We start from the raw sequence: 15937 nt of genomic DNA on the forward strand, positions 1-15937 counted from the left end.
ACTTCCCGGACGTCCGGCCCGACTTCTGGGCCGGGCGCCGTCGCCGACAGCGTCCGGCAGAGCACACCCCTTCACCCCAGGAGCGCGAGCATGTGCGGGATCACCGGCTGGGTGTCCTTCCACCAGTCCTTCCACCAGGACATCGGCCACGGCGCCGCCTCCGTCATCCAGGCGATGACCGACACCATGGCCCGGCGCGGACCCGACGCCGGCGGGGTCTGGCTCGGCCGCCACGCCGCGCTCGGCCACCGCCGCCTCGCCGTCATCGACATCGAGGGCGGCACCCAGCCCATGACCGACCGCCCCGAACACCCGCAGGTGGTGCTCACCTACAGCGGCGAGGTCTACAACCACCACCGGCTGAGATCCGAACTCGCCTCCAAGGGCCACCGGTTCGAGACCCGGAGCGACACCGAGGTGGTCCTGCGCGCCTACCAGGAGTGGGGAGACGCCCTGGTCGACCACCTGGAGGGCATGTACGCCTTCGCCGTCTGGGACGACCGCGAGCAGCGCCTGCTGCTGGTCCGCGACCGGCTCGGGGTCAAGCCGCTGTTCTGGGCCGAAACCGACGGCGGCCTCGCCTTCGGCTCCGAACCCAAGGCCCTGTTCGCCCACCCCGAGGTGACCCCCACCGTGGACGCCGACGGCCTGCGCGAGGCCTACAGCCTCCTGTTCAACACCGGCCCCACCGTCTGGGCCGGCGTCCGCGAGGTCCACCCCGGCAGCCTGCTCGTCCTCGACCGCGACGGCATCCGCGAACGGCGCTACTGGGAGCTGACCGCCCGCCCGCACACCGACGACCCGCAGACCACCACCGAGCTGATCGGCGGCCTGGTCGACCGCGCCGCCCGCACCCAGCTTGAGGCCGACGTCCCGCTGTGCAGCCTGCTCTCGGGCGGCCTCGACTCCACCGTCGTCACCGCCCTGATCGCCGACGAACTCCGGCTCCGCGAAGGGCCGCAGGCCACCCTGCGCTCCTACGCCGTCGACTACAGCGACCAGGCCGAACGGTTCACCGGCGACGTGCTGCGCACCGGCCACGACACCCCCTTCGCCGCCGAGGCCGGCGCGTTCATCGGCACCGAGCACTCCACCGTCGTCCTCGACCCCCGCGCCCTGCTCGACCCGGACAACCGGCGCGCCGTGGTCGCCGCCCGGGACTCGCCGATCGGCGTCGGCGACATGGACACCTCGCTCTACCTGCTGTTCGGAGAGATCCGCAAGCACTCCACCGTCGCCCTCTCCGGCGAGGCCGCCGACGAGGTCTTCGGAGGCTACCCGTGGTTCCACCACCCGAAGGCGCTCGCCGCTCGCGCCTTCCCCTGGCTCCTGGTGACCGGGGACCAGGCCGCCATGCCGCTCCACCCCGACCTCGCCGCCCGGCTGCGCATCCCCGAGTTCCGCGCCGACACCTACCGCACCGCCGTGGCCGCCGTCCCCCGCCTCGACTCCGAGAGCGCCGCCGAACACCGCCTGCGCGAGATGCAGCACCTCTCGCTCACCCGCTGGCTGCGCCAACTCCTGCACCGCAAGGACCGCCTCTCCATGGCCCAGGGCCTGGAGGTGCGCGTGCCCTACTGCGACCACCGCCTCGTCGAATACGCCTTCAACACCCCCTGGGCGATGAAGAACCACGACGGCCGGGAGAAGAGCCTGCTGCGCGACCTCGGTCGGGGCATCGCCCCCGAGTCGGTGCTGTGGCGGCCGAAGAACCACTACCCGGCCACCCACCACCCCGACTACAACGCGGGTCTGCAGCGGCTGGCCCGCGAGGCGCTGGACGCACCGCACGTCCGGGACATCGCCGACGAGACGGTCGTCGGGGCCGCCCTCGACACGCCTGCCGAGCAGTTGCCGTGGGGCCACCGGCTCCGCCTGGAGCGGGTCGTCGACCTCGCGCTGTGGCTCGACCACCACCGCCCCGCCCTGGCCCTCTGACAGTGATGATGTGACTGGTGGTTCTGCTGATGAGTCTGACTCGCCCTCTGACTGACGTCCTCGCCAGGAACGCGAACGCCCTTCGTGGCCCGACGGTGGTCGGGCCACGAAGGGCGCAGGACGGGGCGGACGCGGCCGACCCCGTTCCTGGTCGAAGGAGGAGCCGGCCCGGGCGGGCGGGTCAGCCGGTCTTCCCGACGCGGGTGGCCCAACGCTGCTCGACGTTGCTGAAGCGCCAGTAGGCGAGTGCGCAGGCCCAGACGACGACGAACATGCCGACGAGGATGTAGCCGACGTTGTCGAGGCTGATATCGGCGATCCAGCCGGTGACGGGGTCGGTGAGGTCGAGCTTCTCGTGCAGCACGCCGACCAGTTCGATGGTGCCGATGACGAAGGCGACGGCGATGGACAGGCCGGTGATGGTGAGGTTGTAGTAGACCTTGCGGACCGGGTTGGAGAACGCCCAGTGGTAGGCGAAGTTCATGAAGGTGCCGTCGAGGGTGTCGAACAGGCTCATGCCGCAGGCGAAGAGCAGCGGCAGGCAGATGATGGCGTACCAGGGCAGGCCGGAGGCGGCGCCGGAGCCGGCCATGACCATCAGGGCGACCTCGGTGGCGGTGTCGAAGCCGAGGCCGAAGAGCACGCCGACCGGGTACATCTGGCCGGGGCGGCGGATGGACTTGGTGAGCTTGCCGAGGATGCGGTTCATGAAGCCGCGCTCGTCGAGGTGCTTCTCCAACTGCCTCTCGTCGAACTGGCCGGCCCGCATGGCCTTGTAGACCTTGTAGATGCCGGCCAGGGCGATCAGGTTGAGCGCGGCGATGAGGTAGAGGAAGGTGCCGGAGACGCTGGTGCCGATGACGCCGAGCCACTGGTGGGCGGTGGACTGGCCGTCGACCAGGGTGCCGGCGATCTGCGCGCCGCCGGCGACCAGGGCGGCCATCGCCATGACGATACTGGAGTGGCCGAGGGCGAACCAGAAGCCGACCGAGACCGGGCGCTGGCCGTCGGCCATCAGCTTGCGGGTGGTGTTGTCGATGGCGGCGATGTGGTCGGCGTCGAAGGCGTGTCGCATGCCGAGGGTGTAGGCGGTGATGCCGAGGCCGACGCCGAAGGCCTGGTTCCCGATCGTGTAGTGGTTGGGCGCGACGAGCAGGAACAGCATGCCGAAGGCGACCACGTGCATGGCGAGGATGACGCCGAGCAGACTGGCGGTGCGGACGGTGTCCCGGCGCTGCCAGCGCGGGGGCAGGGGCAGGGCGGATGACGGGGTGTCGTCGGTGAGGGTCATGACGGGCGGCCTCTCCAGCTCCTCGATGGGGGCACCCCCGGCGAGGTCGGGGGAGTCGTGCGCGCCGTGGCCGGTCTCCTGGCTGGGGGATGGACAGTTCTGCCCGCGTCCGGGCAGGGCTGAGCGCACCCCGCGGCTCGTCTTCCCGTGCGCCGTACGGCACCGGTGACTGCCCGCAGTGGCTGCGGGCGCGCCGGGGGCACTTCCCGTTCACAGTGGCGAGGGCCGCGCCGGATTCGGCCCCTGAGGAGCTGTCACCGGACTTCCCGAACACCACGGCGGGGAACACCGTAGGGGCTCGGACAGTCAGTCGACAAGGCTGCGCAGTTGCGCATATGTTGCAATAACGCAAAGTGCTGACAAAGCCGTGACGAGGGGGAAGGGCAGCACATGCCCGAGGCAATCGATGCCCGAGCGGTTCAGGCTGCCGTCGCTGCGGTGGCCGACCGTGACCAACTGCGCGCTGTCGCCGAGAGGTTCGCGCTGTTGGCCGAGCCCGGCAGGCTGGCCTTGCTGGCGGCGATGCACGCCGCCGGGCCGATCCCGGTTTCCGACCTCGCCGGCGCCTGCGGTATCAGCCCGACCGCCGTCTCCCAGGCCCTCCGCCTCCTGAGGGCCTCCGGCGTGGTCTCGGCCGAGCGGGACGGGCGAGTGGTGCGCTACCGGCTCCGTGACCAGGGCGTCGCCCGTCTCCTCGACGAGACCCTGCCGAGGCGCGCCTGAACCGGGAGCGCCTCGGTGGCGGAACCCGGCAGCGAACGTGAGGGGAACACGCACCGGTGTCCCGGTGGGGACGGGTCGCATGGTCGGCGAGGCCGAAGGGCCTCCCCGGGGCAGGTCCGTTTCCTGACCGGGGAGGCCGGGGGCGTCAGCGCTGGGCGGTCAGGGGCGCGTAGGCGTCGGGGCGGCGGGTGGTGTTGAAGGGGAAGAGTTCGAGCCAGTCGTGGCGCTGGTCGAGGTCGAGGTCGGCGACCAGGACGGCGGCCTCGTCGCGCGGTGCCCGGGTGAGCACGCGGCCGTACGGGTCGACGATGAACGAGCTGCCGTAGAAGGTGAGTTCGCCTTCGGTGCCGATGCGGTTGGGGACGACCATGAAGGTGGCGTTGGCGATGGCGTTGCCGGTGATGACCTGCTGCCACAGCGGCTGGGTGTCGAAGCCGGGGTGGCCCGGCTCGGAGCCGATGGCGGTCGGGTAGACGAGCACGTCGGCGCCGGCGAGGGAGTAGGCGCGGGCGAGCTCGGGGAACCACTGGTCCCAGCAGGTCGGCAGGCCGATGGCGGCGTCGCCCACCTCGGCGAGGGGGAAGGCGTCCTCGCCGGCCGGGCCCTGGCGGAACCAGGTGTCCTCGTAGTAGCCCTCGGTCACGGGGATGTGCAGCTTGCGGGTGCGCTGCACCAGGGTGCCGTCGGGGGCGACGAGGATCGCGGTGTTGTAGCCGAGGCCGTCGGGGCCGTCCGGTCCGTCGGCCTTCTCGAAGAGCGAGGCGTGCACGTGGATGCCGTGCTCGCGGGCGGCGGCCGCGGCGAACGCGAAGGTCGGGCCGGTGCGCAGGTCCTCGGGCTCGACGGCCTGCGGGTGGTCGGACTGGCGCAGCACGGCGAAGTACGGGGAGAGCGTGAGCTCCTGGAGGGCGACGAGGGCGGCGCCCTGTTCGGCGGCGAGGCGGATTCCCTCCAGCAGGCCGGCCCGGTGCTGCTCGGGGTCCGCGTGCCAGCGCTGCTGGACGAGGGCGACCCGCAGGGCGGCGCGCCGGGGCGCGCGGGTGCGGGCCGGGGACGCGGGCGGGTTCAGGGCGGTGATCAGGCGCATGGCGGGTCCTCGGGTCATCTCGGGTCATGGTGTCGGGAGCAGGCCGAAGCCGTGCCGGAACGTTCCGGCACGGGTGACCCTAAGCGTTGCCGGAACGTTCCGGCAAGGGGGTGCGAGGAGCATCGCAGGCGCCCGGACCACGGGTGGCCTCCGGTTCTGCGTCTAGACTTCCGGGCTGTGACCAGCCGATCCGTGACCCTGTTCGACGTGGCCCGGGCGGCCGGGGTGTCCAAGAGCACCGCCTCCGACGCCCTCCTCGGATCCGGCCGGGTGGCCGAGGCGACGCGTGAACGCGTCCAGGCCGCGGCCCGAGAGCTCGGCTACCGGCCGAACTCGGCGGCGCGCAGCCTGCGCCGCTCCAGCACCGGGGCAGTGGGCCTGTACCTGCCGCGCACGGCGACCCGCCTCGACTACTACATGAAGCTGGCGTTCGGCGCCGTCGAGCGAGCCCGCGAGGACGGCCTCGACGTGGTGCTGCTGGCCCCCGGGAAGGCGGCGGAGGGCGGGCTGGCCGCCCGGGTCGACGGGCTGATGGTCATCGATCCGGAGGTCGACGACCCGGCCGTGCCCGGTCTGCTGGCCGCCGGCGTACCCGTGGTCACCGGGGAGCGCTACCTCGGAGGCGGGGCCGCACCCAGCGGATCGGTGGTGTGCGACAACGCCACCTCGCTCGCCGCCCTGCTGGACCACCTCGCGCAGCGCGGCGCACGCCGCCCGGCACTGCTGGCCCCCGGCCCGGGATCCGACTGGGCGACCGCCCTGCGGGCCGCCGCCGCCGACTGGACCGGGCGCCACGGCGTCGAGGTCGCCGTGCGAACGGTCCCGTTCGCGGCCACGCCGACCGAGGCCGAGGCCGCCACCACGGACCTGCTCGCCGGCACCCCGGGCCTGGACGCCGTGGTCTGCGCCCCCGACGGCGCGGTGCCCGGCGTGCTGGCAGCCGTGGCCCGGGCAGGCCTGCGGGCCGGAACCGAGGTGCTGGTGGCCGCCTGCGTCGACGGCGCCGCGGCACGCGGGTCGAGCCCGCAGGTGACGGCGGTGGACCTGCGCGCGGCGGAGTACGGCCGCGAATGCGCGGCCCTGCTCAGCGACCTGCTGTCGGGCGCGGCGGAACCGGGCGTGGTACGGACCCACGCCTGGGAACTCCACGTCCGGGCTTCCACCGCCGGTCGCGGCTGACACCGACCCGAACGGATACCGACCCGAACGGATACCGACCCGAACGGACACCGACCCGAACGGACATCGACCGCGGCCCCGGACGACGACCGGGCGTCCTCGTCTCCGGGGTCGGGGGCGAATGCATTCGTTCGGGTGGATTGGCACCGATAGCGGCAGGTGGGGCGCGGTCCGGCCGCCATGATGCCGTCACGGAACGACCACCCGTTGGGAGCGCCTCACCATGACGACGGAAGGGCGGACCACCACCGAGTCCGGCGACGAACCACTGGACCTGGCGGATCAGGAGCTGGTCCGCGATCCGTTCACCTCCTACGCGCACATCCGCGAACGCGAGCACCTGGTGCGGGGCCGCGTCCGAGGCGTCGACCCCATGTGGGTGGCGACCCGCCACGACGACATCCGCACGATCATGAGCGATCCCGACTTCACCATCGACGCCGCGACCGTCCCCGGCGCGAAGGTGGCCCACCGCACCGAACAGACCTGGCAAGCCCGCGGCATGTACGCGGGCCACGAGAAGTACCTGCGTGCCGGGATCTTCGACTCGGACGGCTCCGACCACCGTCGTCTGCGCGGCCTGGTCGCCGCCGCGTTCTCCCCGCGCCGCGTGGCCGCGCTGCGCCCCCGGATCGAAGCCATCGCCGCCGACCTGCTCGACCGCCTGCCGGACCACGCCGAGGACGGCGTCGTCGACCTGATCGAACACTTCGCCCGACCGCTGCCCATCACCGTCATCTGCGAACTCATCGCCGTCCCCGAAGCCGACCGCGACCGCTGGCGGAGCCGCAGCGCCACCCTGGCCGCCGGCACCTGCGGCGAGGAACTGGGCGACGCGCTCGCCGGAATGGTCGCCGACGCCCACCTCCTCGTCGGCCTCCACACCGCGGACCCGGGCGACGACCTCATCTCCGAACTGCTCGCGCCCCACCACGACGACCGCCTGAGCACCGACGAGCTCGTCTCGCTCATCACCAACCTGGTCGTCGCCGGGCACATCACCACCGTCAACCTCATCGCCAACAGCACCGAAGCGCTCCTCGCCCACCCCGACCAGCTCGCCCTGCTGCGCGAGGACCCCGCCCTCATGCCGCACGCCGTCGATGAACTCATGCGCTACTGCGGGCCCGTCGTGCGCGCGCTGCCCCGTTACGCCACCCGCGACACCACCGTCGGCGCCACCCCGGTGTGCGCCGGAGAAGCCGTCCTCCCGATCGTGTCCGCGGCCAACCGGGACCCCGCCGCCTTCGCCGACCCCGACCGCCTCGACCTCGGCCGCACCCGCCACAGCAAGGAGCCCCACCTCGGTTTCGGACACGGCGCGCACCGCTGCCTGGGCGCGCACCTCGCCCAGGAGGAGGCCGCTGTCGCCCTGGCCGCGCTGTTCAGCCGGGTACCCGACCTGCAACTCGCCGTCGACCCGGGGCACCTGCAACGCGGCACCAACCCGCTCAACTGGCACCTGAAGACCCTCCCCGTACGCCTCCAACCCCCGAGCCACACGGTGTCGCTCTAGCCCACGCCGGTCGCGTCTGCGGGCGGACCTGGCCGACGCGACTTAGCTGACCGGTGACTTCTCAGCCGTCCTCCCGAACGGTGCGGTAACCCAGCGCGCGGGCCAACGCGGCGACGGTGTCGAAGTTCGCGGTGGGCGAGAGCGCGGAAACTATTCGGCGATCGAGCGGGGCGTCCGCTAGCACGGCCGCCACCGCCTCCCGGTCGACGGACTGCTCGTGGTAGTCCTCGGCGTAGTCCACGAACGCCTCCGTACCGTCGGCGCCGGTGAGCAGGCCGAACAGCCAGTCGGCGCCGTCCGTCTCGCCGTCGGCGAACTCGACCGGCCCGCACCGCCAGTCGGTGCCGCCCGTCTCGCGCCAGGCGCACACGGTCGCGTCGAAGAAGCCGTCGAGCTGGAACTCCGGCGCCTGCGCGTAGTGCGCGAGCGGGCCGGGCAGTCCGTCGAGCAGGCCGGGCCAGTGCGCACGGTCCTCCTCCCGCCACGGGGTGGCGTCGCTCTCGTGGTCGAACCCGTAGAGGAACACCCCGGCCGGGTCGAAGACGATCGCGTACTGGTCACCGGAACCGTTGTCCATGCACGCCAGATCGACGCCCGGACGCCACCCGGCCACGTACGAGTGGTCGGGTGCGTAGGGGGCGGAGACGATCGAGTCCAGCAGCGCGAGCGCCCGGCAGCGGGCGCGCAGCTCGTCGGGCCCGGGCAGGGCGGCCAGCAGGTGGTGAACAGTCATGGCGCACACTCAACAACACGCCACTGACACTCCCGGTCCGCCCGCACGGCGTACGAGACGTACGGGGCGCGCGGGCCAACAGCCGGCTACGGCTTGCGGGCCAGTGCGCAGGAGATCAGCTGTTCCCACACCGTCGGAGCGGGCCTGTCCACGCCGTTCCCGGTGCCGTCGTCGTCCGGCGCGGGGTCCGGCCGCCACAGGGAGCAGGGGACCAGGCCCGGTTCGAGGAGCTCAAGGCCGTCGAACAGGCCGGTGATCTCCTCGTCGGTGCGCCAGCGGCCGCGGCCGAAGCTGCTCTGCAGCTTCTGCTCCATGAGCCGGGTCTCCTCGTTCCCGCCGGAGCGGAAGTGGGAGATGTAGACCTGACTGCCCGACGGCACCCGGTCCACCCACCAGCGCGCGAGCTCGGCGGGGCGTTCGGCATCGGTGAGGTGGTGCAGCACGGCGCTGAAGACGACGCCCACCGGCTCGTCGAAGTCGATCAACTCCTGTAGGCCGGGGTCGTGGTAGAGCTCCTCCGGCGCGCGCAGGTCCGCCCGGATCACGGTGGTGCGGTCGTCGGCGGCCAGCAGGGCCCGGCTGTGGGCGACCACGACCGGGTCGTGGTCGACGTAGACGACGCGCGCGTCCGGACGGTGCCGCTGGGCGACCTGGTGCACGTTGTCGGCGGTGGGCAGACCGCTGCCCATGTCGACGAACTGGGAGACGCCGTCGCGGGCCATGGCCGCCACGGCGCGAACGAGGGCCCCGCGATTGGCGAAGGCCATCGCCCGCGAACCGGGCAGGTCCTTGATGAAGAAGTCGCCGATCTCGCGGTCGACGGCGTAGTTGTCCTTGCCGCCGAGCAGATAGTCGTAGACCCGGGCGATGCTCGGCTTCGACTGATCATCCTCTGTGCTGCGATCGGTCACGGCAGCCGACTCCCCGTCCCTCGGACCAGTGCGGCCTCAAGCCTAGGGGTGTCTTCCCACCTCCGCCCGCGCGTCCGGGCGGGGGCCTCGGGCGTTCGTGCGTTCGGGGGGCACAGCGCGTGGCGTGTCCTGGAAGCGCCCTGACCGTGCGTCTTACTGGGGAGCGGCTGCTGGGACCGGCGGCCTCTGGACCGCCGCCCCAGCAGAGGAGAGCACAGTGGCGCAGAGCATGGCAGCCCTCGATCTCATTCCTTCGTGGAGCCGCGTTCCGAGGGTTGACGTCGCGCCGGCCCGGGATCCGGAGGCGGTGCGAGATCCGGAGGCGGTGGGGCTGCCGGTGGTCCAAGGGGCAGTGGCGGTGCCGGCGTGGATCGGGCTGGGCCCGGGGGCCGTGGAGGCCGCCGGCATGACGGGGGCGGCGGGCCGGGTGCTGCTGGTGCCCCGGGAGGACGGGCCGGACGTCGTGCTCTACGGGACGGGGCCGGAGGGTGCGGCAGGTCCCGATGTGCTGAGGGACGCCGGGGCGGCCGTGGCGCTCGCGGTGCCGGGCCGTTCGCGGCTGGCCGTCGTGGTGCCGTCCGGGGCGGGTGCGAAGCCGGCGGAGGCGGCGCAGGCGTTGGTGGAGGGGGTGCTGCTGGCCCGTTATGGCTTCGATCCGCTCAAGCGCGAGCCGTCCGGCACGGCGCTGGAGGCTGTCACGGTCGTGGCGGGTTCGGACTCGGACTCGGACTCGCGCGAGGCCGTCGAGCGGGGCGTCGAGCGCGGGGTGTGGCTGGCCCGCGCGACGATGCTGGCCCGGGACCTGGCCAGCGCGCCGCCCAGCCTGCTGACCGCGCCGGACCTGGCCGAGGTCGCGGTGCGGCTCGGCGCGCAGTGCGGCCTGAAGGTGGAGGTGTTCGGGCAGCGGGAACTGGAGGAACTGGGCTGCGGCGGCCTGCTGGGCGTGAACCGGGGCGGCGTGGACGAAGCCCGCATGGTCAAGCTCACCTACCTGCCCTCCGGCGCCGGTGACGGGACGCCCCGGCTGGCCCTGGTGGGCAAGGGCATCACGTACGACTCCGGGGGCATCAGCCTCAAGCCCGCCGACGCCGTGCACGCGACGATGAAGAACGACATGTCCGGTGCAGGGGCGATCCTGGCGGCCCTGTGCGTCCTGGCCGGCCTCGGCTGCCGGACGGCCGTGACGGGCTACCTGATGTGCACGGACAACATGCCCTCGGGCTCGGCGCTCAAGCTGGGCGACGTGCTGTGGATGCGCGGCGGCACGAGCGTGGAGGTGGTCAACGCCGACGCGGAGGGCCGCCTGGTCATGGCGGACGCCCTGGTCCTGGCCGGCGAGGAGCCGGGGGACGCGATCGTGGACATCGCCACCCTGACCGGCGCGTGTCTGCGGGCGCTCGGCGCCGAGACCGCGGGCGTGTTCGGCAACGCCCAGCCGCTGGTCGACCAGGTCCTGGACGCCGCCGCCCGCACCGGCGAGCCGGCCTGGCAGCTGCCGCTGTCGCGGCGCTACCGGCCGGAGCTGGACTCGGAGGTGGCGGACCTGAAGAACATGGGCGGCCCCAACGGCGGGGCGATCCATGCCGCGCTGTTCCTGGAGGAGTTCGTCGCCGGCCGCCCCTGGGCGCACATCGACATCGCCGGGCCGGCCCAGAACGACAAGCCGAGCGGCTGGCGCACCAAGGGCTGCACCGGCTTCGGCGCGCGCCTGCTCGCAGAGCTCGCGCTGGCCTTCACCCCTCCGTCGACGGCCGCGCGGACCGACTCCACCCGCTCGATCAGTGAGGAGGCCGGCCGGTGAGCGCCCTCGCCCACGCCCAGGCCGACGGCCCGCAGGACAAGAGCGCCACCGCCTCCGGGAACGGAAAGTCCGGCGGCGGGTCGGGGCGCGTCCTGGACGCCATCGAGAAGATCGGGAACAAGGTCCCGCACCCGGCCATCATCTTCCTGCTGCTGTGCGTCCTGGTGATCGTGCTGTCGGCGGTCCTGGCCGCGTTCGACGTCCACGTCACCAGCGAGACGGTCAAGTCCGTTCCCTACCCGGCCACGCAGGTCCACGAGGGCGGCACCGAGTACGCGGGCACCCACCTGCCGCCGGAGTCGACGTACACCCACCACTACGAGACCGTCGTCGAGACGACGAAGGTCGAGAGCCTGCTGTCCGGCGACGGCGTCCGGTTCCTGTTCACCTCCGCGGCGCACAACTTCAACGACTTCGGCGTCGTCGCGGTCATCCTCGTCATCATGGTCGGCGTCGGGCTCGCGGAGGAGGCCGGACTGATCGCGGCCGTGATCCGACGCCTGGTCAGGATCTCACCACCGGAGACCCTCACCGCGATCATCGTCTTCGCCGGCATCCTGTCCAGCATCGCCTCCGACGCCGGCTACCTCGTCCTCATCCCGCTGGGAGCGGTCGCCTTCATCAGCGCCGGGCGCCACCCCCTCGCCGGGATCGCCGCGGCCTTCGGCGGAGTCAGCGCGGCCTTCAGCGTCAACCTGCTCATCGCCCCGATCGACGGCATCATGACCGAGATCACCAACCAGGCGATCAGGCTCGTCAACCCCGGGCAGTCCCTCAACCTGACCGCGAACTACTACTTCGCGATCGGCTCCACCCTGTTCCTCACCATCGTCATCACCTTCATCACCGAACGCATCATCGAACCCCGCCTGGGCCCCTGGCAGCCGCGGGACACCGCCGCCGTCGCGGACAGCGAGGAACCCCCCGTCGACACCGCGGCCGAGGCCCGGGGGCTGCGCTACGCCGGCCTCTCGCTGATCGCGCTCGTGGTGGCCGTCACGCTGCTCGCGTTCATCCCCGGCGCGCCGCTGCGCAACCCGGAAACGGGGAGCCTGTTCGAGGACTCGCCGTTCATGGACGGCCTGATCGTCATCATCATGATCGCGTTCCTGGTGATGGGCTTGGCCTTCGGCGCGGGCGCGAAGACCCTGCGCGGCAGCGCCGCCGCGATGGACGCGATCACCAAGACCTTCGCCGGGCTCGGCGGCCTGATCTTCCTGCTGCTGATCATCGCCCAGTTCATCTCGTACTTCAATTACAGCAACATCGCCACGGTGGTCGCCGTGCAGCTCGCCGACCAGTTGGAGAGCGCGAACATCGGTGCGATCTGGCTCCTGATCGCCTTCATCCTGCTGACCTACGTCATCAACCTGATCATCCCCGGGATCATCCCCAAGTGGGCGATCTTCGCGCCGATCTTCGTGCCCCTGTTCATCCGCCTCGGCGTCGCGCCGCAGACCGTGCTGGCCGCCTACCGGGTCGGCGACTCCCCGACGAACGTCGTCACCCCGCTGATGGTCTACCTGCCGTTCATCGTCCTGCAGTGCCAGAAGTTCAGGAAGCAGGCCGGTGTCGGCACCGTCATCTCCCTGATGATCCCCTACACGGTCGTCGTGGCGGTGGCCTGGCTGCTGTTCTTCGTCGCCTGGTACGCCATCGGCATCCCGATGGGGCCGGGCGCGCCCGTCAAGCTGTGAACGCGTGCTTGCCGGTGCTCACTCGGCTCTCTCGGCTCTCTCGGCCGGGGTGTCGCTCCGGTCTGCGGACGGCCTTCGGACCAGGCCCGCGGGGTCGACGAAGCGCACCGTCGTCCGGGCCCGGAGCCCGGCGGCGCAGTCGGCCAGCAGCCTGCGGGCGATCGGGCGCACGGCGGTGACGTGGGAGAGGTCGACCGTGACCAGCGGCCGGGGCTGATCGCGGGCCAGGCGACGGACGCAGTGGACGATCTCCTCGGCGGCGGCGAAACCGAGGTCGCCCAACAGCTCCAGGTGGTGCGCGCCGTGGTCGGTGCGCACCACCTGGAGCGGTGAGCGCGCACGCTCGGTGTGCCGCAGGACGTGCAGGCCCAGTTCGGCGGACAGCTCCCGCAGGACGGCGCTCGCGCGGACGCTGTTGCCCCGAGGGTCCAGCGGGGGACTGAACACGCCGACGCCGAACTGGCCGGGGCCCACGGCGCAGACCCCTCCGCCGACGCCGCTCTTGGCCGGCAGGCCCACCCTCAGCATCCATTCCCCGCTGTGGTCGTACATGCCGCAGGTGGCCATGACCGACAGCGTCGCGCTCGCCGCGTCGGCGTCCACGACGCGGCGCCCGGTCACCGGGTTGCGCCCGCCGTTGGCCAGCGTGGCGCCCATGACGGCCAGGTCGACGGCGGTGACCTCGATCGCGCACTGGCGGAAGTACACGTCGCAGGCCTGCTGGGCCGGGCGCTCCAGCACACCCTGGGAGAGCGTGAGGTAGGCCAGCGCCCGGTTGCGGTCCCCGGTGGCGGCCTCGGACCGGTAGACGTCCTCGTCGACCGTCAGCCGGCGGCCGGCGAAGCCCGACAGGGTGTCGCGGATCCGTTCGAACGCGGCCTCGCAGTCGCCGCCGATCAGCGCGGTCGTCACGATCGCCCCGGCGTTGATCAGCGGGTTCGCCGGGCGCCCGGTGCCGGCCTCCAGGCTGATCGCGTTGAACGGCTCCCCGCTCGGCTCGAACCCGACCCTCCTGGCCACCTCGGCCAGCCCCAGCTCCGACAGTGCCAGCGAGTACACGAAGGGCTTCGAGACCGACTGGATCGTGAAGGCGGCCGACGCGTCACCGGCCTGATAGGCGTGGCCCTGGACGCTGACCATGGCGAGGCCGAAGGCGTGCGGGTCGGCGCGGGCGAGTTCGGGGATGTAGCGGGCGACGTCACCGGCGGTATCGGCGCGGTGCCGTTCGACGAGTTCGGCGAGCACCGCCGCCACGGGCTCCATCACCGCACCACGGCGGCGCAGCGCGCGGGCCCGGTCGGGCCCTGCCCTCGTGCGGGCGCCGTCCGGCGGAGGGGGTTCACGAGGTGAGGAGGCGTTGCTTGGCCGCCGTGAACTCGTCGTCGGTCAGCATCCCGCTCTGCCGCAGTTCGACGAGGCGTTCGAGCTGGGCGAGCGTCTGGTCGTTCGGCGCGGCGCCCGGCACGGCCTGAGACGCGGGTGCGGGCGACGGCGGTGCCGGGGCCGCCTGCGCGGTGGCCTGCTGGTGCCGGGCGGCGACCCTGCTCGACACGGACGTGGCGGTCCCGGCGATGACGGCGGTGCGGGCGGCGGTGCCGATGAGCCCCGGGCGTCCGCTGCGCGACAGACGACGGCCGATCATGACAGCTCCTTCTCGGAGTCCGGCTCCCCTTTTGGAGTCCGATCTTTCAGAGACCGATCGCGGCGAGGTCGGCCGCCGCCACCACGGTGTGCGGCACGTGCTCGCGCGTGACCAGGACCCCGTCCGCGTCGTCGAGTGCCCGCAGCAGCGGCGCGGCCCAGCGGTGCTCCCAGACGATGATCGCCGCCGAGCACCCCGCCGGGATCTCGTCGCAGACGCTGGCCAGGTCCTCGTCGCTCAGCAGGCCCATGATCTCGCCGTCCAGTTCGGCGAACACGGCGGCTTCGTCGCTGTCCAGGGCGTCGAGTTCGAGGACGCGGACCGTCCCCCGCTCGTCCCTCTTGATGAAGGTGAGGTCGAGGATGCGGATGATCCCCTCGGAGGTCAGGCGCTTGAGCTCCGGCAGGATCGCCCCCCGGAACCGGTTGCCCGGGAAGGCCATGACGGCGTACTCGACCGGTCCGACGTCCATGGCGCCACGCCCCTTCCGCATCGCGTCCCGCCCGTACCCTCATCCTCCGCCGCCCCGAGCGCCGCCGCGACCGCGCGGACGGCTCACCCGTACTGATGACGTACTGAGGGCGCGCTGTTGACGAGTGGAACCGGATCGCCGGGGGCCGCACCACCTCCCCCGGCGTTCCGCCGTACCACCGGGACCTGCGGAAAGCCGCCGCGGACGGGTGAGCGCGGGCGGCCCGCCGGGGCGTGGGCGAGGGGCGGAAACGGGCGCCCGGCCGCAACGGGGAGCGGTACCGTCGGGCGGGTGACCCGACCGGCCGAAGAACCCTGCGACCGGACCCGCCGCGCACCCGCCGCGGCCGTGTGAGAAGGAGTCCCGTGTCATCGCCTTGTGACCCCCGATACGCCGCCGTCGGCGATGTGAGCACCGCGCTCATGATGATCGACTCCCGGCTCAAGGCCGTCTACGACGGTAGGACCGGGACGGACCCCGAACAGCAGCGGCTGGTCGACGAGTTCGCCGCATCCGTGGGCCCCGAAGAGTTCAACGCGCTGCTGGACGGCGCGTGCACGCTCATCTACCTGTTCATGAACTGGCTGCGGTCGGCCTGCGAGGAGCACGACAAGGACGTCATCGAGCACGTGGTGCCCACCCTCGTGGCGACGATGCGGATGATGCCCAGGACCTTCCGCCCCGAGGTCATCCCCACCATGGCCGGCCTGGTGATCGCCGCGGGCAGCGGCCTGAGCCCCAACCTGTGGCGCGCGCAGTACGGGCCCTGGACCGACGCCGAGATGAACCCCCTGGAAGCCACGGCCACCCTGCTCGCGGAGCACGTCAACCGGGTGTCCGGCGACGACCACGACTTCGCCACCCGCCTGATCACCGACGCCCTGTCCAAGCTGGACCAGGACTGAGGCGCCACCGCGTGCCCTCGACCACGGGGTCGAGGGCCGGTC

The 15937-nt window shown here is 72.3% G+C and carries 14 protein-coding genes and 1 riboswitch; of the genes, 7 read left to right on the forward strand and 7 right to left on the reverse strand.

Annotated elements, in window-relative coordinates; genetic code table 11:
• Positions 1 to 90: 90 nt before the first annotated feature.
• A complete protein-coding gene (asnB, locus tag AB0O19_RS15000; protein WP_363619721.1) occupies positions 91 to 1938 on the forward strand; it encodes an asparagine synthase (glutamine-hydrolyzing) in 1848 nt (615 codons plus the stop codon).
• 181 nt (positions 1939 to 2119) lie between these two features.
• Here the strand turns inward: asnB and AB0O19_RS15005 are convergent, their stop codons facing one another.
• Positions 2120 to 3229, reverse strand: coding sequence for a HoxN/HupN/NixA family nickel/cobalt transporter (locus tag AB0O19_RS15005; protein WP_363619723.1), 1110 nt, complete (start codon positions 3227 to 3229; stop codon positions 2120 to 2122).
• Between the two features lie 50 nt (positions 3230 to 3279).
• A riboswitch (cobalamin riboswitch) is annotated at positions 3280 to 3522 on the reverse strand.
• A 97-nt stretch (positions 3523 to 3619) separates the two neighbouring features.
• Here AB0O19_RS15005 and AB0O19_RS15010 point away from each other — a divergent pair.
• Positions 3620 to 3952, forward strand: coding sequence for a metalloregulator ArsR/SmtB family transcription factor (locus tag AB0O19_RS15010; protein WP_363619725.1), 333 nt, complete (start codon positions 3620 to 3622; stop codon positions 3950 to 3952).
• Between the two features lie 145 nt (positions 3953 to 4097).
• Here the strand turns inward: AB0O19_RS15010 and AB0O19_RS15015 are convergent, their stop codons facing one another.
• Positions 4098 to 5039, reverse strand: coding sequence for a nitrilase-related carbon-nitrogen hydrolase (locus AB0O19_RS15015; RefSeq protein ID WP_363619895.1), 942 nt, complete (start codon positions 5037 to 5039; stop codon positions 4098 to 4100).
• 177 nt (positions 5040 to 5216) lie between these two features.
• Between AB0O19_RS15015 and AB0O19_RS15020 the strand changes: the two genes are divergently transcribed.
• Together AB0O19_RS15020 and AB0O19_RS15025 are read left to right on the forward strand one after the other, a co-directional pair.
• The gene (locus AB0O19_RS15020) at positions 5217 to 6218 is read left to right on the forward strand and encodes a LacI family DNA-binding transcriptional regulator (protein WP_363619727.1); all 1002 of its coding nucleotides are present in this window, start codon (positions 5217 to 5219) and stop codon (positions 6216 to 6218) included.
• Positions 6219 to 6441: 223 nt separating this feature from the next.
• The gene (locus AB0O19_RS15025; RefSeq protein ID WP_363619729.1) at positions 6442 to 7734 is read left to right on the forward strand and encodes a cytochrome P450; all 1293 of its coding nucleotides are present in this window, start codon (positions 6442 to 6444) and stop codon (positions 7732 to 7734) included.
• 61 nt (positions 7735 to 7795) lie between these two features.
• On the opposite strand, the gene AB0O19_RS15030 is transcribed toward AB0O19_RS15025, so the two are convergent.
• Positions 7796 to 8467, reverse strand: coding sequence for a hypothetical protein (locus tag AB0O19_RS15030; RefSeq protein WP_363619730.1), 672 nt, complete (start codon positions 8465 to 8467; stop codon positions 7796 to 7798).
• An 86-nt stretch (positions 8468 to 8553) separates the two neighbouring features.
• Positions 8554 to 9378, reverse strand: coding sequence for an SAM-dependent methyltransferase (locus AB0O19_RS15035; RefSeq protein ID WP_363619732.1), 825 nt, complete (start codon positions 9376 to 9378; stop codon positions 8554 to 8556).
• 358 nt (positions 9379 to 9736) lie between these two features.
• Between AB0O19_RS15035 and AB0O19_RS15040 the strand changes: the two genes are divergently transcribed.
• Both AB0O19_RS15040 and AB0O19_RS15045 read left to right on the forward strand, forming a co-directional pair.
• The gene (locus tag AB0O19_RS15040; RefSeq protein ID WP_363619734.1) at positions 9737 to 11179 is read left to right on the forward strand and encodes a leucyl aminopeptidase; all 1443 of its coding nucleotides are present in this window, start codon (positions 9737 to 9739) and stop codon (positions 11177 to 11179) included.
• Positions 11176 to 12876 carry an AbgT family transporter gene (locus tag AB0O19_RS15045; RefSeq protein ID WP_363619736.1) on the forward strand — a complete coding sequence of 567 codons (1701 nt, stop codon included), beginning with the start codon at positions 11176 to 11178 and terminating at the stop codon, positions 12874 to 12876. The genes AB0O19_RS15040 and AB0O19_RS15045 overlap by 4 nt, the downstream gene beginning before the upstream one ends.
• Positions 12877 to 12894: 18 nt before the next feature.
• On the opposite strand, the gene glsA is transcribed toward AB0O19_RS15045, so the two are convergent.
• From glsA to AB0O19_RS15060, 3 genes are all read right to left on the reverse strand, one after another.
• Complete coding sequence (glsA, locus tag AB0O19_RS15050) at positions 12895 to 14139, reverse strand: glutaminase A (protein ID WP_363619738.1); 1245 nt, start codon at positions 14137 to 14139, stop codon at positions 12895 to 12897.
• 76 nt (positions 14140 to 14215) lie between these two features.
• Positions 14216 to 14518 carry an SHOCT domain-containing protein gene (locus tag AB0O19_RS15055; protein WP_363586172.1) on the reverse strand — a complete coding sequence of 101 codons (303 nt, stop codon included), beginning with the start codon at positions 14516 to 14518 and terminating at the stop codon, positions 14216 to 14218.
• A gap of 46 nt (positions 14519 to 14564) precedes the next feature.
• Positions 14565 to 14990: a DUF6325 family protein gene (locus AB0O19_RS15060; protein ID WP_363619740.1), complete on the reverse strand. Its 426-nt coding sequence runs from the start codon at positions 14988 to 14990 to the stop codon at positions 14565 to 14567.
• A 365-nt stretch (positions 14991 to 15355) separates the two neighbouring features.
• On the opposite strand from AB0O19_RS15060, the gene AB0O19_RS15065 reads away from it, so the two are divergent.
• The gene (locus AB0O19_RS15065; RefSeq protein ID WP_363619742.1) at positions 15356 to 15895 is read left to right on the forward strand and encodes a hypothetical protein; all 540 of its coding nucleotides are present in this window, start codon (positions 15356 to 15358) and stop codon (positions 15893 to 15895) included.
• The last annotated feature ends 42 nt before the right edge of the window (positions 15896 to 15937 follow it).

It is taken from the genome of Kitasatospora sp. NPDC091276 (genome assembly GCF_040684355.1).
GTDB lineage: Bacteria > Actinomycetota > Actinomycetes > Streptomycetales > Streptomycetaceae > Kitasatospora.

What these genes read in the sequence shown, in the direction of transcription:
- asnB (WP_363619721.1), top strand. Translation starts at nt 91, where the DNA reads ATGTGCGGGATCACCGGCTGGGTGTCCTTCCACCAGTCCTTCCACCAG.
- glsA (WP_363619738.1), bottom strand. Translation starts at nt 14,139, where the DNA reads ATGGAGCCCGTGGCGGCGGTGCTCGCCGAACTCGTCGAACGGCACCGC.
- AB0O19_RS15030 (WP_363619730.1), bottom strand. Translation starts at nt 8,467, where the DNA reads ATGACTGTTCACCACCTGCTGGCCGCCCTGCCCGGGCCCGACGAGCTG.
- AB0O19_RS15015 (WP_363619895.1), bottom strand. Translation starts at nt 5,039, where the DNA reads ATGCGCCTGATCACCGCCCTGAACCCGCCCGCGTCCCCGGCCCGCACC.
- AB0O19_RS15025 (WP_363619729.1), top strand. Translation starts at nt 6,442, where the DNA reads ATGACGACGGAAGGGCGGACCACCACCGAGTCCGGCGACGAACCACTG.
- AB0O19_RS15005 (WP_363619723.1), bottom strand. Translation starts at nt 3,229, where the DNA reads ATGACCCTCACCGACGACACCCCGTCATCCGCCCTGCCCCTGCCCCCG.
- AB0O19_RS15060 (WP_363619740.1), bottom strand. Translation starts at nt 14,990, where the DNA reads ATGGACGTCGGACCGGTCGAGTACGCCGTCATGGCCTTCCCGGGCAAC.
- AB0O19_RS15055 (WP_363586172.1), bottom strand. Translation starts at nt 14,518, where the DNA reads ATGATCGGCCGTCGTCTGTCGCGCAGCGGACGCCCGGGGCTCATCGGC.
- AB0O19_RS15010 (WP_363619725.1), top strand. Translation starts at nt 3,620, where the DNA reads ATGCCCGAGGCAATCGATGCCCGAGCGGTTCAGGCTGCCGTCGCTGCG.